The organism is Tessaracoccus bendigoensis DSM 12906, from assembly GCF_900141915.1.
Classification (GTDB): Bacteria; Actinomycetota; Actinomycetes; order Propionibacteriales; family Propionibacteriaceae; genus Arachnia; species Arachnia bendigoensis.
The window spans coordinates 71,170-93,182 of the sequence record NZ_FQZG01000004.1 but is presented as its reverse complement, the minus strand read 5'-3'; the positions used below and the strand labels follow the sequence as shown (position 1 = coordinate 93,182).

Sequence of the window (22,013 nt, the reverse complement as noted above, 5' to 3'; positions counted from 1 at the left end):
CGTCAGCTCTCGCCAGCCCCCGGCCGGCCGTGGCACATCTTGTACTTCTTACCCGAACCACACGGACAGGGCTGGTTGCGCCCGACCTTCTCGGTCTTCGTCGCGACCTGTCCACCCTTGCGGGTCGCCTCTCCCGATTCGTCGGGAGCCGAATAGCTGAGCCGCTGTTCCGCCTTGCGCTCAAGGCCCCTGGCCAGGGGTTCACGAGGTGGCGCTGCCTTCTCAGGCGTCGGTGCGGGGACAGGGTCGGGCACAGGTGTCGGTTCGTCCGCAGCGACGCCGCCGGTGAGAGAGGAGACGCTGACGGCTTCGCCTGTCTCGGAGGTGACCAGCCCCACCTTGAGCTCCGGCTCCGCCTGGCGGGGCTTGACTTCAAGGTTGAACAGGTACCCGATGACCTCCTCCATGAAGGCGTCCATCATCGTGTTGAACATGTCGCCACCCTCGCGCTGGTACTCGATCAACGGATCGCGTTGCGCCATGGCACGAAGCCCGATGCCCTCACGGAGGTAGTCCATCTCGTAGAGGTGCTCCCTCCACTTCCGGTCGAGGACGGTGAGGAGGACCTGACGCTCAAACTCGCGCATGGTCTCTTCGCCAAGCTGCTCCTCGCGCGCGTCGTAGGCCCTTTCGGCGTCCTCCTGGATCGCTTCGACCAATTCTTCCTGCTCGGGCAGTTCCTCCTCGATGTCCTCAACCCGCATCGTCACCGGGTAGAGGGTCTTGAGTTCGGTGAACATCGTCTCAATGTCCCACTCCTCTGGGATCCCCTGCGTGTGGGTGCGCACCACATCGGCAACGACGCGGCTGCAGGCGGTCCGCAGCTGCTCCGACACGTCCATACCGTCGAGCACCTTGCGGCGGTCACCGTAGATTGTGTGACGCTGCCGGTTCATCACGTCGTCATACTTCAAGACGTTCTTGCGCATCTCGAAGTTCTGGCTCTCGACCTGCTTCTGTGCGCCCTCGATGGACTTCGAGACCGATTTCATGTCGATCGGCACATCGTCTGGCACCTTCATCGCGAGCAGCGCCCGCTCCAGCAGTTCCGGACGGAACAAGCGCATCAGGTCGTCGGAGAGCGAAAGGTAGAACCGGGACTCGCCCGGGTCGCCCTGACGGCCGGAACGACCACGCAACTGGTTGTCGATGCGGCGGGATTCATGCCGTTCGGAGCCGATCACGTAGAGTCCACCGGCGGCTACCACCTCCTCGTGCTCAGCCTGCACCTGGTCCTCGAGCGCCTTGAGCGTCTCGTTCCAGGCAGCCTCGTACTCATCGGGCGTCTCGGCCGGGTCAAGGCCCTGCTTGCGTAGTTGCAGGTCGGCGAGGAACTCCGGGTTGCCGCCCAGCATGATGTCGGTGCCGCGGCCAGCCATGTTGGTCGACACCGTGACGGCGCCCTTGCGCCCGGCCTCAGCAACGATCTGGGCCTCAGACTCGTGATGCTTCGCGTTCAGCACCTGGTGCGGAACATTGGCCTTCTTGAGCAGCCCGGAGAGCAGTTCCGACTTGGCGACGGACGCAGTGCCGATGAGGATCGGCTGCCCCGCCCCGTGGCGTCCGACGACGTCCTCGACGATCGCGTCGTACTTGGCCTCCTGCGTCCGGTAGATCAGGTCGGCCCGATCGGCGCGGATCATCGGACGGTTCGTCGGAATCGGGATGACGCCCAGGCCGTAGATCTTCTGGAACTCGGATTCCTCGGTCTTGGCGGTGCCGGTCATGCCTGCGAGCTTGTCGTACATGCGGAAGTAGTTCTGCAGCGTGATCGTGGCCAGGGTCTGGTATTCGTCCTTGATCTGGACGCCTTCCTTGGCCTCGAGCGCCTGGTGAAGGCCTTCGTTGTACCGCCGGCCGGCGAGCGTGCGTCCGGTGTGTTCGTCGACGATCAACACCTCCCCGCTGGCGATGACGTAGTCCTTGTCACGCTTGAAGAGTTCCTTGGCCTTGATCGAGTTGTTGAGGTAGGAGATCAGCGGGGTGTTGGCCGATTCGTACAGGTTCTCGATGCCCAGCCTGTCCTCGACCTTCTCAATGCCGGGAGCAAGAACCGCGATCGTGCGCTTCTTCTCATCGACCTCGTAGTCACGGTCCCTGGTCAGCGTTCGTGCAATCCGCGCGAAGACGGGGTACCACTCGTGGTTGTCCTCTGCCGGGCCGGAGATGATCAGCGGCGTGCGGGCCTCATCCACCAGGATCGAGTCGACCTCGTCGACGATCGCGTAGTGGTGGCCGCGCTGGACGGTGTCCTCCTTGCGGAGGGCCATGTTGTCGCGCAGGTAGTCGAAGCCGAATTCGTTGTTCGTGCCGTAGATGATGTCGCACGCATAGGCGACCCGCCGCTCCTCAGGCGTCATCTCGGCGAGGATCGCACCGACCTCGAGACCGAGGAAGTGGTGGATGCGTCCCATCTGCTCTGACTGGTACTTGGCCAGGTAGTCGTTGGTGGTGACGACGTGGACTCCGTTACCGGTCAAGGCATTGAGGTAGGCGGGCAGGGTTCCCACGAGGGTCTTGCCTTCACCGGTCTTCATCTCTGCGATGTTGCCCCAGTGCAGGGCCGCCCCACCCATCATCTGAACGTCGAAGTGACGTTTCCCGAGCACCCGCACCGACGCCTCGCGCACGGTGGCAAACGCTTCGGGCATGATCCTGTCAAGCGATTCACCGTCGGCGATCCGCTTTCTGAAGTTGTCGGTCTCCGCGCGGAGTTCCGCGTCGGACATGGCCTGGAACTCCTCTTCGATGGAGTTGACCTGGTCGGCCACCTTCTGGAGCTTGCGGAGCTGCGCCCCGGAGCCGAGGCCGCTCAGAAAATCCATGAATCCCACGGGGTCTGTCCTTCGTCTAATCCGACCGCCACCTGAACAGCGGCGTACCGCCAGCCATCTTAGCCTGGTTCCAAGATGGGTCACCCAAGCCGGGGTCGGCCGCAGACCCGCCCCGCCTCGGCACGCGGCAACGGCGCCCGTCCGTGGACGGGCGCCGTTGCCGGTTCTGATTGCCTCAGCTGACGTTGAGGTGGATCACGCCGTAGTTGTAGGCCTTTCTCCGATACACGACGGACGGCCTGCCGGAATCGGCATCCTGGTACAGGAAGAAGTCGTGGCCGACCAGTTCCATCTCGTCAAGGGCCTGGGCAAGGGTCAGTGGATCGGTGTCGAACTGCTTTTCCCGGACCACCAGCGGGCCGTCGCCGGTGACAACCAGGCCCGCAACGGTACGCGAGTCGGACTCCTCCTCCGCCTCTGGGGCTGGCTGGACGGGAGGCGTCTCTGCAAAGCTGCCCGTTCGGAGACCCCGGTGGGTCTTGCGTCGGTCGGCAGCCTTTCGAAGCTGCGCCTTCAACCGGTCGAGCGCGAGCTCGAACGCCGCCATCTTGTCGCTCGCCTTCGCCTCGGCCCGAATGACGGGCCCACGGCTCCGGAGAGTCAACTGCACGGTGATGGCGTCTGATGGATCCCTGGTGTTGTCCGAGGCAGAAAACTCGACCTCGACCCGGATTACCCGGTCGCGCAATCGCTCGACGCTGGCAACTCGTTCGGTTACGAGTTCCTTCAACTCAGGGCTGATCGTGATTCGACGACCGGTGACGACGATGTCCATGCTTCCTCCGTCTGTCATTGGGCAGTTAGCCCGCTTGGCCTCCGATGGGTAGCTCCCACCGGAGGATGACTGCGCCGCAGGTGACCCTGCGGAGAGGGGACCTGCGGCGCTTCCATGCAGCAACGTTACCGTCAAGGGAGGGGAGTGTCAGGCTTTTGTCCGGCCCGGCGGATAATCGTCAACCTGAGCGATCACCACCGCCCCGAGCACGTCGGCGCCAACCCTCTCGAGCGAGCGGCAGGCCTCTCTGATGGTTGCTCCGGTCGTGATGACGTCGTCTATGACAAGGACCGGATACCGGGGCGGCCGTGCCTTCATCGTGCACTCCAGGTTTGTGCTCCTGTCGCTCCTCCCAAGGCCGGCCTGATCGTGGCCGCGCCGGTCGCGGCTGATCAGCGCCGCCGACTTCAGCCCGGAGTCGGACGCCAGGCGTCGCGCCAGTCTCCGGGCGTGGTCGAATCCTCTTGCACGGACGTTGCGGGGCAGGGATGGGACTGGAACCAGCAGCGTGTCAGGGGCGGGTCGCGCCACCGCAAGCGCCCCTGCCAGTAGCTCTGCGAGCAGGCGTTCGAGATGCAGTGCCCCATCGTCTTTGTATCTGGGAATCAGGTGCTCGAGCACCGGACGATAGGGGCCGGCTGCCACCACCGGTAGGCCGTCGGGCCCGCCGAAGGCATGGGGCGGGGTGCGGAGGAGGTCCAGGCATCCGCGGCAGACCCCCCATCCGGGAGACCGGCAACCCGCGCAGGTCGACCCGAGCAGCAGATCGGCGGCAGCGTCGATGAATGTGATCATGGCCCCACTATCCGACGTCAGGAAGGGGATCCTGCGTCTTTCAACAGGTCAACCTCCGTAATTCAGGCTCGTGATGTTCTCGGCCAACCTGTTCCAGCGGGTGCGCTGGTCATGGCGCCACGCGGCACCGCTTTCCGTCCTGATCGCGATCGCCCCACCGCCTTGGCGAGCGAGCGCGGTGATGTCCACCGGGGTTCCGCTGACGGGGACCAGGTCCTGGATCCGGGTGCCGTCCACCCCGACGGTGAACACTGACGCCTGCCCGGTACCGTTGGCGATCAGACCGAGCAGCGTCTCGTCGCTGAACGCCACGGCCTGCGGCTCGGAGAGCAGGCGATTCTGCTCCCCCACGAGTTGCAGTTCCCGCCAGCCGACGATCCGCGTCGGCGTGGCAGCCACGATCGTCCCGATACCCAGGCGTCTGCCTTCGTCCGAGACCAGGATCAGGGCCGCGCGGACACCGGTGGGTGAGACCGCGTAGCTCTCAATGCGGCTGTCGGTCTGCTCATCGAAGGCGACCGTCTCGATCTCACCGCTACGTTGCACCGTGAGCAGAACCGGCCGCCCTCTGGCGTCATCGCCGAGCACCCAGAGGGCGCCCAACACGAACTGGGGCCTCCGGAGGTTCGCCAGCCCCGTCTCCACCGGTGCCAGCGCGTTGCTGCGGGGACCGATCAGCAAACTGTCGCGATCAGGCCCGATCAGGGCTATCGTGCCGGCATCTAGGGACACCGCCAGGTCGGCGTATGAGCCCTCCATGCTTGGCCAGGGCTCGAACCTGTCCGAAACCGCCCCTGGCACGCCGTCGCTGATCGCGAACAGCTCCGCATTCGGGGCAGCGCGCGACAGCACCTGGTAGCCCTGCTGCGTCGCTAGTTCGAGCACGCCCTCGGCGTTGCTGTCGGGAAGCGTGAACCCGAAGCCATTCCGGGTCACCTTCAGGCCGGTGACCCTCGGGATCGAGGTCAATGACCAGATGAGCTGAGCACCGAGTCGTCGGCGCGCCTCGTCGCTCAGGCTCGGGCTCAGTCCGGTCAGATCCACGGTCACCACACCCTCGGCGTCGATGCTGGCCTCGTTACCTCCTAGTCGCACGGTTGCGGGGAGCGCGCTTATCACCCCTCTCGCGATCGAGTCCGACGGGCCCCGGAGCAAGGCCTCAACAACCCCGGTCGGGGTCACTTGCTGTTCTGGAAGGTGCACCGGGTCTGGGACGACATGCGAGCCGGAGTCGCTCATGTAGTAGACCGACACCTCTGTGTAGTAGCGCTCGAAAAGGTAGCGCGACAGCAGCAGGCCATTGGGTGGGCGCCCGATCCGCCACTGTCCCTTCTCCTGCACGACCCCGAAGTCGTGTCTGAGTGGAGCGAAGTCGGTGCTGTAGCGCCCATCGGAATCAAGCAGGCCGACCTGGGTCCCGTCGATGTAGGCCGAGTCACCGCTCCCGATGACGGCCCCGTCGTAGACCAGAGCTTCGACCGGCCGCCAGTATTCGGCGTCTTCTTCTGTCAGGTACTGACGGGCCACGGAATAGTCGCCGTCAGGATCTGCCATCGCCTGTAGGAAGCCCTCGACGAGACGGGATGGGGTGATGCCATCCTGCGGTGGTTCCGGCGCGACATCAATCGCGGGCGCCTGGGCCGTGACCGGGACCTCGACAACCGGGCCGCTGGTAGGGACGGCGGTGCAACCGGCGAGGCTTACCAGAACGAGCGCAGCCACCAGCAACGATCTGATTCTCATCGGCTCGGCCTGGCAATGTCATCGGCGGGGATCACAGCCAAGGGGGACCCTGTCAGTACAAGGTCGCTGGTGCGGGGCAACGTGAGCCGGAACTGTGCCCCACGCCCGGGCCTGCCCCACGCCGTCAGCCAGCCGTGGTGCAGCCTTGCGTCCTCCATCGCGATCGAGAGGCCTAGACCTGAGCCACCCACGATCCTGGTCCGACTCGGGTCCGCACGCCAGAACCGGTCAAACACCCGGGCCGCATCCTCGGCCTCGAACCCCACCCCATAGTCACGAACGGTCACCGCGACCGCCTCCTGATCGGATGCGACGGCGATGCGCACCTGCCGCCCTTCGGCATGCTCTGTGGCGTTGGTGATGAGGTTGCGCATGACGCGTCGGATCCGACGCGAATCCAGTTGCGCGGTGTTGTCTCCTGGCTCCACCTGAACGACAAGTTCGACCCCCAGCGACTCCGCGAGACCCCGGTGATCATCGACCTCGGAGCGGACGAGGGCGCCGACGTCGACCTCGTCCAGGGCGAGCACGGCCGCACCGGCGTCGAAGCGCGAGATCTCGAGAAGGTCAGCCAGCATCAGGTCGAACCTGTCGATCTCCGCGCTCATCAGTTCGGCCGAGCGGCGCTGCACCGGATCGAAGGAGTCACGAGCCTCGTGCAGCATGTCCGCGGCCATCTTGATCGTCGTCATCGGTGTGCGCAGTTCGTGGCTGACGTCGCTGACGAACCTCTGCTGCAGCGTGGACAACGTCTCCAGCTCCCGGATCCGCTGCTGAAGTTGCGAGGCCATCTGGTTCATCGACTGCGCGAGTGAGGCGATGTCGTCAGTACCACGCACCTTGAGGCGCAGATCCAGCTCACCGGATGCCAGCCGCAACGCCGCCCGGCTGGCCCTGCGCACCGGAGTGACCACCTGTGCGGTGACAAGGTAGGCCACGAGGGACAGCGCCGCCGTGAGTACCACGCCGGTGACCAGGACGGCGGCCTGCAACGACCTGAGGGTCTGGATCTCGGCTGTCATCGGGAAGATATAGAAGACCGGGAAGCGCTCCCCCGTTGTGCTGATCAGGGAGGTGCCGACGACCCAGCCAGGGACCGGGTTCGCCTCGGCGTCGGTGAACTGGACGCTGGTGGGCGTGACGAACATGCCCTCGCTCTGCTCAACGGCGCGCCTCAACTCATCTGGCACGGACTCGGGCACGATGCCGGCTGAAACCAGGCTTGAGGTGGGGCCTTGAATTACCAGTCGGTATTGGGCGACCTGGGCGTCGGCCAGGTCGGCCAGCCGGTTGAGGGTCTCGTGGATGGCCACCCCACGCACATCCGGGTTGCGGAGCTGCTCCTGCATGAACGCGTACGCCCCCGCGGCCTCGTTGAGTGCCGACTCCTTCTTCGCCTCGACCACACCGGCGGTGGTCTGGTTAAGCAGTAACACCCCCGCCAGTACCAGCAGCACGATGGAGAATGCCAGCGTGCTCACCAGCACCCGTAGAGGAAGCGAACTCCACCAGAGTTGAGCCAACCCCCGCGGACGGTTATGCGGCCTGTTCACCGGCGCGGTATCCGATTCCGCGGACGGTGATCACGATCTCCGGCTTCTCCGGGTCCTTCTCGACCTTGGCCCTCAGCCGCTGCACGTGAACGTTGAGCAACCTGGTATCCGCAGAGTTGCGGTACCCCCACACCTCATCGAGCAGCGACTCGCGGGTGAACACGTGGCCCGGCCTCCTGGCGAGCGCAAGTAGCAGATCGAATTCGAGTGGAGTGAGCGACAGCAGTTGCCTTCCACGCCTCACCACGTGTGAGGACACCGAGATCGTCAGGTCGCCGATCGTGAGCACATCGGCGGACCCGATCTCGGTCGAGTCTCGACGCAGACGGGTGCGGATCCGGGCGATGAGTTCCCGGGCCTTGAACGGCTTCGCGACGTAGTCGTCGGCCCCGGCCTCGAGCCCGGAGACGACGTCAGCAGTATCCGACTTCGCGGTCAGCATGATGATCGGGACGCCGGACTCGGCACGGATGTCGCGGCAGACCAGCACCCCATCGCGGCCTGGCAGGTTCAGATCAAGCAGCACCAGATCGGGTCGCGACGCCCTGAACTCGGCCAGCGCGATGTCTCCAGAGGCACAGCGCACAGTATCGAATCCCTCCTGGCGCAGCACGATCTGCAGCATCTCGGAAAGGGCCGCGTCATCATCGACCACGAGGATCCTGACTCTGCTCTTGCCATCACTCACCTGATGCCTCCCTGCTCTACATGGCCCATGGTAGCGATGAGGCCCATGCTCGGACGGCCCCGGCTCGCGGGCCAGCTGGAATCCACCTATAAGGAAGGCTTGCGGCACTCTCATCGTGCCGACCGCCTCCGCCCCGCCACCTCTTGAGTGGCCGACAGGCGCAGCAGTTCTCGGCCTGCTCAGTTGTTGGAAGGCTGATCAGTCCAAGTGGACCAGCGGCCGGTCGTGCCGCCCATGCGGCGCAGTACCCGCCGCCACAAGCCCCCGGGGTCGCCGAACACGTCTTCTGCACGGGCCCCGGTTCGGAACCACGAGCCACGGATCAGTTCGCTCTCCAACTGGCCGGGCGCCCACGCGGACAAACCGACGAACACGCGCAGTTGGGTGAAGGAGGTCGCGAGAAGCTCGCTGGGGAAATTCACATCGACAACTCCGATGTCGCCACTGATTCGCTCCCAGCCGGGAGGCGGAGAATCCGGGGAGCCTGGCTCGCCCAACGCGACCACGACGTCCTCGTTGACTGGCCCGCCCTCGAACACGCCGACCGGAGGGCTCATCAGTTCGGTGAAGTCCGACAGCACATTGTGCACCGGGATCTCCGACATCACGTTCAGGCACAGCCCAACGGTGGCCTGCGCCTGATGCTCGATCAGCAGCACGACAGACCGGTCGAAATAGCCGCCGCGGCCCGGTTGGGTGGCGACGAGCAACTGACCGACTGAGACGGCTCCTGCGTGGTCCACGCTCCCACTCTACAAGTCGACAAGAGGTTTCCCGGGAAATGGGGATGCCCGCCCAGGCCGGGCACCGACCGTTGCGCTCGCCCGGGCCGGTCGGTGGTCTCCCGTGTGGCGGCCGCGGGGGTCGGCCCGGGGACAGGCTCGGGAACCGACGCCGCAACTTCGGGGCGGTCGTCACCTTGTGGCGCCGCCGACGACTCGGCTCCCTCAAGGTCTTCCGGGCATCGCTCGTAGGAAAAAGTTCAAAACGGCTTGCCACCGCCGATACCGCGTTAGTGTTTGCGCTATCCACGAGTTGGAGTGTGAGTCTTCAAGTCCTGCCACAGCCTGGGGCGCGCCGGAGCCACGCTCCAGTCGGGGAGCAATGGAGCACCCCGTAACCATCCCCGAGTGAGCGTTCCATCAACGATACGCAGGGAAGAGGAGGTTGACGCATGAGCGAAGCGTCAGGCGCGAAGGTTCACGCGAACTCGAGCGAGACGAAGTACCTGAGGTGGTACAACAAGATTGGATACGGCGCTGGAGATGTCGGGGGCAACGTCGTCTACGCTTTCATCGCCTTCTTTGTGATGATCTACCTCACCGACACCATGGGTATGAATCCCGGCATCATCGGCACCTTGATCATGCTGGCGAGAATCTTCGACGGCACCTCGGACATCTTCTTCGGCTCGTTGATCGACAAGACCAACACCAAGATGGGCAAGGCCCGGCCGTGGATGTTCTGGGCCTACTTCGGTTGCGCTGCCATGATCGTCGCGATCTTCGCAATCCCACCGAGCCTCGGCGATTTTGCGAAGTACGCCTGGTTCTTCATCACCTACGTCCTACTCAACGCGGTCTTCTTCACCGCGAACAACATCGCGTTTTCCACCCTCACCGCCCTGATCACCAAGAATGCCCAAGAACGCGTGCAGATGGGGTCGATCCGGTTCATTTTCGCGTTCGGGACGAGCCTTCTCATCCAGGTATCCACGGTCGGACTCGTCAAGGGGTTCGGCGGTGACGCCGCCGCCTGGCGCAATGTTGCGATCCTCTACGCGGTGATCGGCCTGGTCGTGAACACGATCTCGGTATTCTCCGTCCGGGAGTTGCCGCCCGAGGTGCTCTACGACCGACCAGACGAGGACGCCGCAGAGGAGCAGGAGGCGATCGCCGCGGACAAGCCGACGCTGCTTGCCTCCCTCAAACTGCTGATCTCGAACAAGTACTACCTGATGATCGTGTCCGTGTTCATCCTCGGCCAGGTGGTCACAGCCATGCTCGGCATGGGCATCTACTTCATGAAATACATCCTCGGGGACGAGAACTACTTCAGCACGTTCGCCTGGGCGATCAACGTTCCAACGATCCTGACCCTGATGGCAACGCCATTCGTGGTGAAGTGGGCCAAGAAGATCTATTGGGTCAACCTTAACGGATACATCATCGCCTTCATCGGCAGAGCGCTCGTGATCGTTGCCGCATTCATGGGCAGCATCCCGCTCATGCTGGTGTTCACAGCGGTGGGATCGATCGGGATGGCTCCCCTGACCGGGACGTTGAACGCCCTGATCGCAGAGGCGTCCGAGAACACCTTCATGACCAAGAACAAGCGCATCGACGGCATGATGTTTTCTGCAACGTCGCTCGGCGTCAAGATTGGTGGCGGGATCGGAGTCGCCGTTACCGGTTGGTTGCTCGCCGCGAGTGGCTACGTCGGTGGTGCGGATGTGCAGCCTGAATCTGCCATGAGCATGCTGAGGTTCATGTACCTGTGGATGCCGCCGATCATCATAGCGATCGTGGTGCTGGTTCTCTCGCGGCTGAAGGTGGAAGGCGCGAACGACAAGCTGCGTACGGAGTTGGCGAAGAGCTGAACGCGGAACGTCCAGCCTCGCGGTCGGGCGGGGACTGCAGCCTCCGCGCGACCGATCACCTAGTGGTCTGTCGCACCTAAAGGTGCGGATGAGTATGGGGTGTCAGTCGGGATGGATGACAAGGCGGAGGAGGTCAGTCGTAGCGGTGTTCTACGTCGACCGACGACAACGAAGTCAGTCGCCCGAATGGCGCTCCATACCCGTGCAATTAGGCGCGACGGGCCACTAGCTAGTGGCCCAGTCCAGCGCCGCCACGACACCAGCGGGAAGGCTCGACACCAGCGATCCACCGTCGTCACCAGCCCTCTGACGTCGACACCAGCCCTCTGACGTCGACACCAGCGATCCGGCGCCGATACCTGCGGAAGGGCTCGTCACCAGCGATCCGGTGCCGATTCGTTCGTCGTGGGTTTGAACAACGAACATCTGGTGGTCCTCCGTAGAAGCCTCTCAAACCCCTCCGCTCCACCCAGATCGCTCATCGCCCTAGTCAGCGCAGAGCCCAGTCCCCCGCCGCTCGACCCGAACGACTCTCCCGACGCGATCAGCGCGGTCCAGTCGCAACCCAAGCCCTGAAATCTCAAACCCGTTTGAGCTACCCGCAACGTCAGAAGCTCCTCGACGCCTACGCATCCGGAGTGCCCGTGCAGCAGATCGCCGAACGATTTGGAGTCCACCGAACCACCATCACCCAGATCGCCACCAATGCCGGGGTCAAGATGCGCAGCCAGACCCTCTCCCTCTCCGCCCGCGCGAAGGCCCGCGAGCTGTACGACGCCGATCAAAGCCTGGCTCAGGTCGCGGAGCAGCTCGGCGTCAGCCCCAGCGCAGTACGCAGCGCTGTTCTCTCTTGCGGCGGAACGCTGAGACCTCCAGGTGGCCGCTCGGTGTTGTCGGCCTGACATCGCAGGACCTCGCTGCACCGCAATCCTCGGGAACGCTTCGACGTTCCAGCCTGCACACCTCACCGGTGAGTGAGAGGAAACAGTATGGACACCATGCCCGGATTGGCTAAAGACGAACGGACCGCGCGCGGAACACCCTTGCGGTCCTCATCGCGCCGGATGATCCCGTGACCGGACGCTTGCTCGGCGACGTTGGCCGCGGTCGAGACCGTGCGTCTGCTGACGACACATGGCCCGGTGCCGACAATGGACAGGACTGCGGCCGCATTGTGGCGCAAGCACATTCACTCCGCCTCCTCCCCGGCGCTGTGCCCGCCGCACTTCGAGCGACAGAGAAGCTCGGCTACCAGACGCTCATTCCAGGTGACGATGGCTTCCCGCACCGCGCCACGATCTCGGGGACCGCCTGCCCTACGTACTGTGGGCCAAGGGAGCAGCCTCACTGCTGACTGGTCAGGTCCATGACCGGTTCACGATCACCGGAGCGCGCGCCGCAACCAGCCACGGGATACATGTCGCGCAGGCACTCGCCAACGATCTCGCCTCCGAAGAGAAGGTCCCGATCTCCGGCGGCGCCTACCTATGGGATCGACGGAGCCGCCCACAGTGCCAGCCTCGCGAGCAGCGGGCATACCGTTGCAGTGTTGGCCGGAGGTCTCGACCGTCCTTACCCGGTCGGGCATCGCGAGCTGCTGGAACGTATCGGTGACCTTGGGCTGATCGTCAGCGAGCTTCCACCCGGGGAGACTCCGACGCGCCGGGGCTCCGGCTGTTTCCCGGGCCGTGGGTGGGGACGGAACGAGACCGCGGATGAGTTCGAGTACCGCTTCAGCCTCCAGCGGCAAGGAAGAGGCCAGGGACCTTGTAGGTTCCTGGCCTCCTCCTTGTGCTATCGGCTTTTCTCGCATCGGCACCCGAAGCCGTTGAATCCCCTGACAAATCAGTGAGAATCCACAGCCATCTCAGTGAGCACTTTCATCAACTGCAGCCGCTGGTCGACCCACACCCTTCACACACGTAGCAGGAACCCGAAGGCCGCATCTTGGTGCCACAGGTCATGCACAACGGCGCGTCGACCTCAGCCACACCCAACGCCTCCATCAACTCCGCGGTGGTGTGGGCGTCCAACAGCGAAGGCTGGCGGGCGCCGTCCACATTGAAGTTGTCACCGGCATCGTTGCGCAGGGATTCGGATTCCGGCATGTTCGCCTCGTCCTCCTCCGAAAGGTAGGAGCCCGTCTCGACGTAACGGGCCCGCTCCGCAGCGGTGTAGATGCCGAGCTCGGACCGGTCGTCGAAGGTCAGGTAGTCCAGCGCGAGACGACGGAAGATGTAGTCCATGAACGACTGGGCGATCCGGATGTCCGGGTCGTCGGTCATGCCAGCCGGCTCGAACTTCAGGTTCGTGAACTTCTGCACGAAACTCTCCAGCGGCACTCCGTACTGGAGGCCGATCGACACGGCGATCGAGAAGGCATCCATCACACCGGCGAGGGTTGAGCCCTGCTTACCGAGCTTGAGGAACACTTCACCGAGGCGGCCATCCTGGTAGGCGCCGGAGGTCATGTAGCCTTCGGCCCCGTTGACGGAGAAGCTGGTCGTGCGACCCGAACGCGACTTCGGCAGCCGCTGACGCTTCGGGCGGTATTCGATGCGGATCTCCGGCTCGACCTTCTTCTCCGCGGTGTCCTTCTTCGCATCGGACAGCGGCTGGCCGACCTTGCAGTTGTCGCGGTACACGGCCAGCGCCTTCAGGCCGAGTTTCCAACCCTGCAGGTAGACGTCCTCGATCTCCTCGATCGTGGCCGACTCAGGCAGGTTAACCGTCTTGGAGATGGCTCCCGAGAGGAACGGCTGGACCGCTGCCATCATGCGCACATGCCCCATCGGCTTGATGGCGCGGGCGCCCATGGCGGTGTCGAACACCTCGTAATGCTCAGCCGCGAGCCCGGGAGCCCCGACGACGTGGCCGTGGCCGCTGATGAACTCCACGATCGCCTCGATCTCGTCGGCGTTGTAGCCGAGACGCTTCAGGGCGCGTGGGATCGTCTGGTTGACGATCTGCATGGAACTGCCACCGACGAGCTTCTTGAACTTGACGAGCGAGAAATCGGGTTCGACACCGGTGGTGTCGCAGTCCATCATGAAGCCGATGGTGCCGGTGGGAGCCAGCACGGACGCCTGGGCGTTGCGGAAGCCGTTCTCAGCTCCGGTCGACACCACAAGGTCCCATTCACGCGTGGCGACCGAGTGCAGCTGACGATCGTCTGCCAAAACCCGGAGGTCGTCGTTTGCGGCCTGATGCTTGCGCATCACGCGCTGGTGGGCGTCCGCGTTGACGGCGTAGCCGTTGTAAGGACCGACCACAGCGGCGAGTTCGGCGCTGCGACGATAAGACGTGGCCGTCATGATCGACGTGATGGCGGCGGCGGTGGAGCGGCCGCCGTCGGTGTCGTAACCCTTACCCATCGCCATCAGGAGCGCGCCGAGGTTGGCGTAGCCGATCCCAAGTTGGCGGAAGTTGCGGGTGGTCTCACCGATCGGCTCGGTCGGGAAGTCCGCGAAACAGATCGAGATGTCCATCGCGGTGATGATCAACTCGACGGCTTTGACGAACAACTCCACGTCGAAGGCGCCGTCCGGCTTCAGGAACTTCAGCAGGTTGAGCGAGGCGAGGTTGCACGACGAATTGTCGAGGCTCATGTATTCGGAGCACGGGTTGGAGGCGGTAATGGGTCCCGTCTCCGGGTTGGTGTGCCAGACGTTGATCGTGTCGTGGTACTGGATGCCCGGATCGGCGCACTCCCAGGCGGCCTTGGCGATCTTACGGAAAAGCCCCTTGGCGTCGATCTCCTCGATCACCGAGCCGTCGTGGCGGGCGCGCAGCCCGAACGCGCCGCCCTGCTCGACCGCGGTCATGAACTCATCGGTGACGCGCACGGAGTTGTTTGCATTCTGGTACTGCACCGAGACGATGTCCCTGCCGCCGAGGTCCATGTCGAAGCCGGCGTCACGCAGGGCGCGGATCTTGTCCTCTTCACGCGCTTTCGTCTCGACGAACTCGACGATGTCGGGGTGGTCGACGTCGAGGACCACCATCTTCGCGGCGCGACGGGTCGCCCCACCGGACTTGATCGTACCGGCCGAGGCGTCGGCGCCACGCATGAATGAGACCGGGCCGGAGGCGGTACCTCCGGAGCTGAGGAGTTCCTTCGACGAACGGATCCGAGACAGGTTCAGGCCGGCACCTGAGCCGCCCTTGAAAATGAACCCCTCTTCCTTGTACCAGTTCAGGATCGACTCCATCGAGTCATCGACCGACAAGATGAAACAGGCGCTGACCTGCTGCGGCGATGGGGTGCCGACGTTGAACCAGACGGGCGAGTTGAACGAGAAGTACTGGTTGAGCAGCATCCAGGTGAGCTCGTGCTCGAAGATCTCGGCATCGGCGTCCGTGGCGAAATAGCCGAAGTCGGACCCGGCCTTCGCGTAGCTCTTGACTACGCGGTCGATGAGCGTCTTGAGGCTGGACTCGCGTTGCTCGGTGCCGAGCGCACCACGGAAATACTTGGTGGTGACGATGGTGGAGGCGTTGACGCTCCACGAGGATGGGAACTCGACCCCGTGCTGCTCGAAGACCGTCTCCCCACTCTTCCAGTTGGTCTGCACCACGTCGCGGCGGTCCCATTCCACCTCATCGTAAGGGTGGACACCTGCCGTAGTGAAGACCCGCTCGATGGTCAAGCCCCTTCCGGTGGCCTCGTCGCCGGTCTTGCGGCGTCCAGCGCGGGTTGTTGTCGCGGTCATGTATATCCCCTCCGGATTATTCGTGGATGCAGTGGTGGTGTTGTGGGCCTGAGACGGCTCAGCTGATCAAAGGTTCCTGGCTCAGCGCGCCTACCAGGACCTCGGGCCCCCGTGACGTAACCAGCGCCGCACTGAGCTTCAGCGCATCGATCTCCCGTTGGAAGTCGTCTACCGAGTCGTAGTTCTTGTAGACGCTCGCGAAGCGAAGGTAAGCCACCGCGTCGAGTTCCTCCAACGGGCCAAGGATGGCCACGCCGATCTTCTCGGACGGGATCTCGGCAAGACCGGAGGACCTCAGCGATTCTTCGACCCTCTGCGCGAGGGAGGCCAGCTGGGCCGGGGTAACCGGACGGCCCTTGCACGCCTTCGACACGCCCCGGATGACCTTGTCTCGGCTGAACGCCTCGACGACACCCGACCGCTTCACCACGGTCAGCACGATCTGCTCCACGGTCGTGAACTTGCGCTCACACATGGGGCAGGCACGTCTGCGTCGGATGGCCGAGCCATCCTCGGTGGCACGGGAGTCGGACACCTTGGTGTCACCGTGCCTGCAGAACGGGCAATGCATGATTCAGCCGACCAACCTTCGAAGATTCCCAACAGGGGTACCACGGTGCCACTTCGCACCATAAACCACAAGTTATAGTGTGGCGGCAGCCGTGGAACTACTAGATATAGGGATCTTAGGCCTAGCGGTCGCCCTGCACAACCCCACCGCGGAACCGATCACGGCTGAGTTACATGCGCCCACGCCGGGTCGCCGGCGACATACTGACGCGCCGGATCCGGCGCCATGTCGGCCGTGATCCGGGCCACGGAGACGGCTCCACCTGCCACCGTCAACGCTGCCACCAGTGCAACTCTGACCGCCACCCAAGCCGACACCCGGGGAACCCGAGAGACATTGCACGAGGCTACCGCAACCGGCCTCCCCGCAAAGCCCCGACGCTTAGGCCTGACCTGCGGCAGACGGAGACCGGGACGAGCACCCGGGGAGGTGGCGACGCGACGCCTGCCGACCTTGACGACCTCTTGGGAAACTTCCGCGGCCATGGAGACCACTCCTCTCACACTAGAACAACCGTTCGAATTGAAGTCTAGCGGCCGTAGCTGCAAATTGGAACACCCGTTCGAGTTGCTCTCCGACCGCATGGAACCACGCAAACAGACGGGTCTGACAAAACTGGCACCAGCGACACGCCGGGTTCTTTTCGAACAGGCGTTCGCTGCGTCCGGTAGGGTGAGTTCATGCCTGACAAGACGCCCCGCCGCGGCCGACCATCCAACGCCTCACTCGCTGAGGAACTCGCCGACATCACGGTGCTTCCCGACGGCCCGGAGAACCGGCACGGTCTGACCCGGAGGCAGATGGCCATCCTCCAGGTGATCCGCCAGTCCATCGAAGAGGTCGGCTACCCCCCGAGCATCCGAGAGGTGGCCAGCCGGGCCGGTCTGGCTTCGACTTCTTCGGTCGCCTATCAGCTCAAGGTGCTCGAAGAGAAGGGCTTCCTGAGGCGAGACCCGAACCGACCGCGCGCGGTCGTCGTCCAGCTGCCGGATGGCGAGAGCCTGCCACCGGAGCAGCACTACGACACGTCACCCAGGTCGGTCAGCGCCCCCCTGCTGGGCCGGATCGCCGCCGGTGGCCCCATCCTGGCCGAACAGCAGGTAGACGACGTCTTCGCGCTGCCTCAACAACTCGTGGGCGACGGCGAGGTGTTCATGCTAGAGGTCCACGGCGACTCGATGGTCGACGCCGCGATCTGTGATGGTGACTGGGTAGTCGTGCGCAGGCAGAACGACGCTCGAAACGGCGACATCGTGGCGGCCCTGCTCGACGACGAGGCAACGGTCAAGACCTTCAGCCGCAGCGACGGCCAGGTGTGGCTGTTGCCACACAATGAGCTCTACTCCCCCATCGACGGCACACACGCCCAGATCATGGGCAAGGTCGTCGCGGTGATGCGAAGGCTCTGAGTCTCTACTCCTCGCCGCGCAGACGTCGCAGGGCCCTCACCGCGAGGTCACCGTCGGTGGTCATCCAGAAGCCGGGCAGGGATGTCTTGAGAAACGACCCGTAACGGGCGGTGACGAGCCTCGGGTCCAGCATCGCAACCACGCCTCTGTCGTCCGTTCGCCGGATCAGCCGACCGGCACCCTGCGCGAGCAACAGAGCCGCGTGCGTCGCGGCCACCGACATGAAGCCATTGCCTCCCGCGTCGTCGACCGCTTTCTTCCTGGCCTGCATCAGCGGATCGTCGGGCCTGGGGAACGGGATCTTGTCGATGATCACCAACTGGCACGTGTCACCGGGGACGTCGACGCCCTGCCACAGCGACAAGGTGCCGAACAGTGACGTTTCCGGCTCTGCGATGAACCGACGGGTGAGCTCTGAGAGCTGAGCGTCGCCTTGGCACAGGATAGTTCGACCGGGCAGTTCCCGACGGCAGTACTCGGTGGCCTGCTCCGCCGCGCGACGCGAAGCGAACAGGCCGAGGGTCCGACCGTCCGCTGCCCATACCAATTGGGCGACCTCCGCCAGTGTCTCGACGTGCATCCCGTCCCTTCCCGGTGGTGGAAGTCGTTTGGCGACGTAGAGGATGCCCTGCTGCGCATAGTCGAAGGGCGACCCGACATCGAGCCCCGACCAGGCGAACGCGTCCGCAGGCTCCGCACCCGGAGCCAGCCGGTCTGCCCCCGCGAGCCCGACGGCCGCCGCGGCCGGCTCGAACGCGCCCCCGAGTGTCAACGTCGCCGAGGTGAGGACGGTGGTGGTCTCGGCGAAGACCTGGTTCCGGAGTAGCCCGGAGACATTCAGCGGAGCGACGAGGGCGGCACGGCCCATGACCTCTGACTGGGTGACCCACACCACATCAGCGTCGGCTAGCGCGGCGATTCGTTCGGCGACGTCGAAGATCGCCTTCACCGCCGAGCCCGCCTGCTGACGTTCCGGGTCGTCGGTGACCTTCCCTAGAACGCTGACGACCTTGCGGGAGACGTCACGCAGCTGGGCCGCCGCGTAGGGAAGAGGCGCGGACGCCGAGGTGATCCTGGTTAGTTCCGACTCGTCAAGCGCCGCACGCAGCACGTCGGACTGGTCGAGGAAGTCGGTTGCCAGATCGTCGTCGAGCCAGCTGAGGACGCGGCGAGCGGTTCGCTCCACCAGGGAAGGCGTGAGCTCGTCTGTCGCAGCGGTGGTGATGCGGCTGGCCAGCTCGTGTGCCTCATCGATGATGAGCGCAGAATGCTCAGGGAGGGCGGTGCCACCGTGCATGGCGTTGATCGCCAGCAGCGCGTGGTTGGTGACGACCAACTGGGCGCCTCTTGCCTCCTCACGAGACGCTTCGACGAAGCACTCGGCCCCGAACGGGCAGGACGCGACGCCGAGACACTCCCGGCTTGGAATCGACACCTGGGCCCAGCCACGGGCGGTGTGGGTGGGAGCGTCATCGCGGTCGGCCAACCCTCCGCGCTCCGCCTCCTCTTCAACCCATTCCCGCAGTGCCAGCACCTCCGCACCGAGCTTGCTGACATCGTCGGCTCTGGACCCGGCGACGGCATCGGCCAGCGCAGCGCTGCCGATGAGGGAATCCTGGTCGAGGTCCCCGCCTGAGCGAGAGCGGTAGAGGCAGGCGTAGTTGGCTCTCCCCTTGAGGATCGCGGCCTTCGGCCTGGTCCCGGTCACCTCCTCGATGGCGTCGAGGGCTGTCGGGATGTCCTTGTCCGCGAGCTGGGCCTGGAGCGCCAGCGTCGCCGTGGCGACGATGAGCCGCTCATCGGTGTCGACGCACCTGGCAAGCGCCGGGGCGAGGTAGCCGAGCGACTTGCCGGTGCCGGTACCTGCCTGCACGAGCAGATGCACCCCGGATTCGAGCGCGTCCGCGACCGACTCGGCCATCAACTGCTGGCCGGGACGCGCCTGCCCGTGGATCTCGCCGACTGCGGCGGCGAGAACACGGGAGTGGTCAGTCACGGGCGAAGGCCTGCAGGTCGCCTGCCAGGTCGGGCTTGACCCTGGCCGTCACGAGGGTGCCCTCACCGGTGTGCTCGAGCACCTGGATGATCCCGGCCTTGTGGATACGGTCCACGAGGTCACCTCGTGAATACGGCACCAGCGCCGTGATCTCGACCTCGGGGCGGGGCAGCCGGTCTTCAAGGGTTGCCCGCAGTTCCTCAATGCCTTCGCCCGTGCGAGCCGACACCACGACGGCCTCTGGGTGATTGGCGCGCAGTGCCAACAGGGTGGGCTCATCCGCAAGATCGGCCTTGTTGAGCACCAGCAACTCGGGCACCTGCGATGCCCCGATCTCGGTCAGCACGGTGTTGACCGCAGCGATCTGCCCCTCAGGGTCGGGATCGGAGGCGTCCACCACGTGCAGCAGCAGATCGGCCAGGGCCGATTCCTCCAGCGTGGACCGGAATGCCTCGACGAGGTCGTGCGGAAGATGGCGCACGAACCCGACGGTGTCGGTGAGGGTGTAGATCCGCGAGTCGCTGGTCTCGGTGCGCCTGGTCGTCGGGTCCAGCGTGGCGAACAGCGCGTCCTCGACAAGGACGCCCGCTCCAGTGAGCCGGTTGAGCAGCGACGACTTCCCGGCATTCGTGTAGCCGACGATGGCCACCGACGGCACCTGGTTTCTGCGACGTTCGGCGCGCTTGCCCTCGCGGGTGGCATCCATCTCGCGGAGCCGACGACGCAGTTGCGAAATACGCGTCTTGATCCGACGGCGGTCCGTTTCGATCTTGGTCTCACCTGGGCCACGCCCACCGATCCCGGCGCCGCCTGCCGCACGGCCGCCGGCCTGCCGTGACAAGTTGCCACCCCAACCGCGCAGGCGTTGCTTCAGGTACTGGAGTTGGGCCAGCTCAACCTGCGCCTTGCCTTCGGCGCTCTTTGCATGCTGGGCGAAGATGTCGAGGATCAAGGCGGTGCGGTCGACCACCTTTACCTTGATCCGGTCTTCAAGGTTACGCAGTTGGGCGGGTTCCAGCTCGCCGTCGCAGATCACCGTGTCGGCTCCGGTGGCACGCACCACCTCGGCCACCTCCTCGACTTTGCCCCGGCCGATGTAGGTTGCCGGGTCGGGGTGGGAACGACGCTGCACGAGGGCTTCCAGGACCTCCGAGCCCGCGGTCTCGGCCAGGAGCTTGAGTTCTGCCATCGCGTTGTCGACGTCCTGCTCCGTGCCCGTGGTCCAGACACTGACCAGGACGACGCGCTCCAGACGCAGCTGTCGGTACTCGACCTCGGTGACGTCTTCCAGCTCGGTGCGCATCCCCGCGACACGGCGCAGTGAATGCCTAGCGGCGAGATCAACCTGGTCGCCGTCGTAGTTCTCGTCTCCGACGTCGAACTCTTCTTCGGGGTAAAAATCAGTCATGTTGGAATCCATTGTCCCAGCCGGATCTGCCGCGGCCAAGCGGCTGCGCTAAGCCTGTGGACAAGTCGCGCCGATCATCACCTCCACCTGGTCACCTGCCGTGTCAGATCCAGAACTCCCCACGGCCGATGATGACGGCGGGCCCGGTGAGCAGTGCCCTGTCGCCGTCGAAGGCCACGGACAGCTCCCCGCCGGGGACGGTGACGGCGATGGTGCCCTCGAAACCGCTCCGTCTGCGGTAGGCGGCCGCTGAAGCGACCACCCCGGTTCCGCAGCTCAAGGTCTCGCCCACACCACGCTCGAACACCCTCATGGAGAGCGTGCCGGGCCCGTCGATGTGTACGAACTCGACATTGGCCCCGTCAGGGAACGCATCGGACGGAGCCCACGTTGGGGCGGAGTGGAGCATGAGCCGGTCGAGTGCCCCATCCGACACGAACACCACCGCGTGCGGGTTGCCCACGTCGACCTTGTCGGCCGCCCATTCCCTGTCCCCAAGCCTCACAGTCACCGTCTCGTCCATGACCAGCGCCTCGCCGATATCGGTGCTGATGAGGCCGAACCTGCTGATCTCGACGTGCTTGATCCCAGCCCTGGTCGCCACATCGAACGAGCTGGAGGTAACGAGTTGTTCGTTGATGAGGTGCCTGGCAAACACCCTGAGACCGTTGCCGCACATTTCCGCGACGCTGCCATCGGCGTTGTAGTAGTCCATGAACCAGAGATTGGGATCTCCGCTCCACTCCCGGACGCTGCCCGCGCGGACGACACGGATCACCCCGTCGGCGCCGACCCCCGAGTGCCTGTCGGTCAGCACCTGGATGAAGTCAGGCTGCATCTCATGCATGCCGTAAGAATCATCGAGAACGATGAAATCATTCTTTGTCGCGTGGCCCTTGTGGAAGCTGTACCTGCGCATCACGACCTCCT

18 protein-coding genes and 1 pseudogene are annotated in these 22,013 nt (G+C 64.7%); 5 read left to right on the top strand and 14 right to left on the bottom strand.

What is annotated here, in order from left to right:
• Window positions 1-2: 2 nt before the first annotated feature.
• The 7 genes from secA to BUC15_RS00955 form a co-directional block, all read right to left on the bottom strand.
• Window positions 3-2,834 (bottom strand): preprotein translocase subunit SecA, encoded by a 2,832-nt coding sequence (gene secA / locus BUC15_RS00985; protein WP_483887633.1) that lies wholly within the window; start codon window positions 2,832-2,834, stop codon window positions 3-5.
• A gap of 175 nt (window positions 2,835-3,009) precedes the next feature.
• Window positions 3,010-3,609 (bottom strand): ribosome hibernation-promoting factor, HPF/YfiA family, encoded by a 600-nt coding sequence (hpf, locus tag BUC15_RS00980; protein WP_073185566.1) that lies wholly within the window; start codon window positions 3,607-3,609, stop codon window positions 3,010-3,012.
• A gap of 147 nt (window positions 3,610-3,756) precedes the next feature.
• Complete coding sequence (locus BUC15_RS00975) at window positions 3,757-4,404, bottom strand: ComF family protein (protein ID WP_073185564.1); 648 nt, start codon at window positions 4,402-4,404, stop codon at window positions 3,757-3,759.
• A gap of 48 nt (window positions 4,405-4,452) precedes the next feature.
• Window positions 4,453-6,147 (bottom strand): LpqB family beta-propeller domain-containing protein, encoded by a 1,695-nt coding sequence (locus BUC15_RS00970; protein WP_073185562.1) that lies wholly within the window; start codon window positions 6,145-6,147, stop codon window positions 4,453-4,455.
• Window positions 6,144-7,670 carry an MtrAB system histidine kinase MtrB gene (gene mtrB, locus BUC15_RS00965; protein ID WP_425443321.1) on the bottom strand — a complete coding sequence of 509 codons (1,527 nt, stop codon included), beginning with the start codon at window positions 7,668-7,670 and terminating at the stop codon, window positions 6,144-6,146. The genes BUC15_RS00970 and mtrB overlap by 4 nt, the downstream gene beginning before the upstream one ends.
• A 13-nt stretch (window positions 7,671-7,683) precedes the next feature.
• Window positions 7,684-8,388: an MtrAB system response regulator MtrA gene (gene mtrA / locus BUC15_RS00960; RefSeq protein WP_073185560.1), complete on the bottom strand. Its 705-nt coding sequence runs from the start codon at window positions 8,386-8,388 to the stop codon at window positions 7,684-7,686.
• Window positions 8,389-8,567: 179 nt separating this feature from the next.
• The gene (locus tag BUC15_RS00955) at window positions 8,568-9,131 is read right to left on the bottom strand and encodes a YqgE/AlgH family protein (protein ID WP_073185558.1); all 564 of its coding nucleotides are present in this window, start codon (window positions 9,129-9,131) and stop codon (window positions 8,568-8,570) included.
• A gap of 431 nt (window positions 9,132-9,562) precedes the next feature.
• On the opposite strand from BUC15_RS00955, the gene BUC15_RS00950 reads away from it, so the two are divergent.
• Complete coding sequence (locus BUC15_RS00950) at window positions 9,563-10,987, top strand: MFS transporter (protein ID WP_073185556.1); 1,425 nt, start codon at window positions 9,563-9,565, stop codon at window positions 10,985-10,987.
• Window positions 10,988-11,212: 225 nt separating this feature from the next.
• Here the strand turns inward: BUC15_RS00950 and BUC15_RS00945 are convergent, their stop codons facing one another.
• Complete coding sequence (locus BUC15_RS00945; RefSeq protein ID WP_073185553.1) at window positions 11,213-11,413, bottom strand: hypothetical protein; 201 nt, start codon at window positions 11,411-11,413, stop codon at window positions 11,213-11,215.
• 164 nt (window positions 11,414-11,577) lie between these two features.
• Between BUC15_RS00945 and BUC15_RS00940 the strand changes: the two genes are divergently transcribed.
• From BUC15_RS00940 to BUC15_RS21150, 3 genes and pseudogenes are all read left to right on the top strand, one after another.
• The gene (locus BUC15_RS00940; RefSeq protein WP_073185551.1) at window positions 11,578-11,889 is read left to right on the top strand and encodes a helix-turn-helix domain-containing protein; all 312 of its coding nucleotides are present in this window, start codon (window positions 11,578-11,580) and stop codon (window positions 11,887-11,889) included.
• A gap of 409 nt (window positions 11,890-12,298) precedes the next feature.
• Window positions 12,299-12,472: pseudogene (locus BUC15_RS21155) on the top strand (DNA-processing protein DprA); the annotation flags it as partial.
• On the top strand, window positions 12,405-12,839 hold the full coding sequence (locus tag BUC15_RS21150; protein WP_073185548.1) for a DNA-processing protein DprA: 435 nt from the start codon (window positions 12,405-12,407) through the stop codon (window positions 12,837-12,839). The pseudogene BUC15_RS21155 and the gene BUC15_RS21150, both read left to right, overlap by 68 nt.
• A 31-nt stretch (window positions 12,840-12,870) precedes the next feature.
• On the opposite strand, the gene BUC15_RS00925 is transcribed toward BUC15_RS21150, so the two are convergent.
• The 3 genes from BUC15_RS00925 to BUC15_RS20960 all read right to left on the bottom strand — a co-directional run bounded on the left by BUC15_RS00925 (window position 12,871) and on the right by BUC15_RS20960 (window position 16,554).
• Complete coding sequence (locus tag BUC15_RS00925; protein WP_073185546.1) at window positions 12,871-15,699, bottom strand: vitamin B12-dependent ribonucleotide reductase; 2,829 nt, start codon at window positions 15,697-15,699, stop codon at window positions 12,871-12,873.
• 58 nt (window positions 15,700-15,757) lie between these two features.
• Window positions 15,758-16,270 carry a transcriptional regulator NrdR gene (nrdR, locus tag BUC15_RS00920; protein ID WP_084189246.1) on the bottom strand — a complete coding sequence of 171 codons (513 nt, stop codon included), beginning with the start codon at window positions 16,268-16,270 and terminating at the stop codon, window positions 15,758-15,760.
• 158 nt (window positions 16,271-16,428) lie between these two features.
• Window positions 16,429-16,554, bottom strand: a complete 126-nt coding sequence (locus BUC15_RS20960; protein ID WP_281249240.1) for a hypothetical protein — start codon at window positions 16,552-16,554, stop codon at window positions 16,429-16,431.
• 396 nt (window positions 16,555-16,950) lie between these two features.
• Between BUC15_RS20960 and lexA the strand changes: the two genes are divergently transcribed.
• A complete protein-coding gene (lexA, locus tag BUC15_RS00915) occupies window positions 16,951-17,679 on the top strand; it encodes a transcriptional repressor LexA (protein ID WP_073185544.1) in 729 nt (242 codons plus the stop codon).
• Between the two features lie 4 nt (window positions 17,680-17,683).
• Here the strand turns inward: lexA and BUC15_RS00910 are convergent, their stop codons facing one another.
• The 3 genes from BUC15_RS00910 to dapF form a co-directional block, all read right to left on the bottom strand.
• Window positions 17,684-19,600, bottom strand: a complete 1,917-nt coding sequence (locus BUC15_RS00910; RefSeq protein ID WP_084189256.1) for an ATP-dependent DNA helicase — start codon at window positions 19,598-19,600, stop codon at window positions 17,684-17,686.
• Between the two features lie 67 nt (window positions 19,601-19,667).
• Window positions 19,668-21,083, bottom strand: coding sequence for a GTPase HflX (gene hflX, locus BUC15_RS00905; protein WP_084189255.1), 1,416 nt, complete (start codon window positions 21,081-21,083; stop codon window positions 19,668-19,670).
• A gap of 103 nt (window positions 21,084-21,186) precedes the next feature.
• Window positions 21,187-22,002: a diaminopimelate epimerase gene (gene dapF / locus BUC15_RS00900; protein ID WP_073185536.1), complete on the bottom strand. Its 816-nt coding sequence runs from the start codon at window positions 22,000-22,002 to the stop codon at window positions 21,187-21,189.
• Window positions 22,003-22,013 lie beyond the last annotated feature (11 nt).

Coding starts and splice junctions, on each gene's coding strand:
- hpf (WP_073185566.1), bottom strand. CDS start 3,609: ATGGACATCGTCGTCACCGGTCGTCGAATCACGATCAGCCCTGAGTTG.
- BUC15_RS00975 (WP_073185564.1), bottom strand. CDS start 4,404: ATGATCACATTCATCGACGCTGCCGCCGATCTGCTGCTCGGGTCGACC.
- BUC15_RS00970 (WP_073185562.1), bottom strand. CDS start 6,147: ATGAGAATCAGATCGTTGCTGGTGGCTGCGCTCGTTCTGGTAAGCCTC.
- BUC15_RS00950 (WP_073185556.1), top strand. CDS start 9,563: ATGAGCGAAGCGTCAGGCGCGAAGGTTCACGCGAACTCGAGCGAGACG.
- BUC15_RS00945 (WP_073185553.1), bottom strand. CDS start 11,413: ATGTTCGTTGTTCAAACCCACGACGAACGAATCGGCACCGGATCGCTG.
- BUC15_RS21150 (WP_073185548.1), top strand. CDS start 12,405: ATGTCGCGCAGGCACTCGCCAACGATCTCGCCTCCGAAGAGAAGGTCC.
- BUC15_RS00925 (WP_073185546.1), bottom strand. CDS start 15,699: ATGACCGCGACAACAACCCGCGCTGGACGCCGCAAGACCGGCGACGAG.
- nrdR (WP_084189246.1), bottom strand. CDS start 16,270: ATGCATTGCCCGTTCTGCAGGCACGGTGACACCAAGGTGTCCGACTCC.
- lexA (WP_073185544.1), top strand. CDS start 16,951: ATGCCTGACAAGACGCCCCGCCGCGGCCGACCATCCAACGCCTCACTC.
- BUC15_RS00910 (WP_084189256.1), bottom strand. CDS start 19,600: ATGGCCGAGTCGGTCGCGGACGCGCTCGAATCCGGGGTGCATCTGCTC.
- hflX (WP_084189255.1), bottom strand. CDS start 21,083: ATGACTGATTTTTACCCCGAAGAAGAGTTCGACGTCGGAGACGAGAAC.
- dapF (WP_073185536.1), bottom strand. CDS start 22,002: ATGCGCAGGTACAGCTTCCACAAGGGCCACGCGACAAAGAATGATTTC.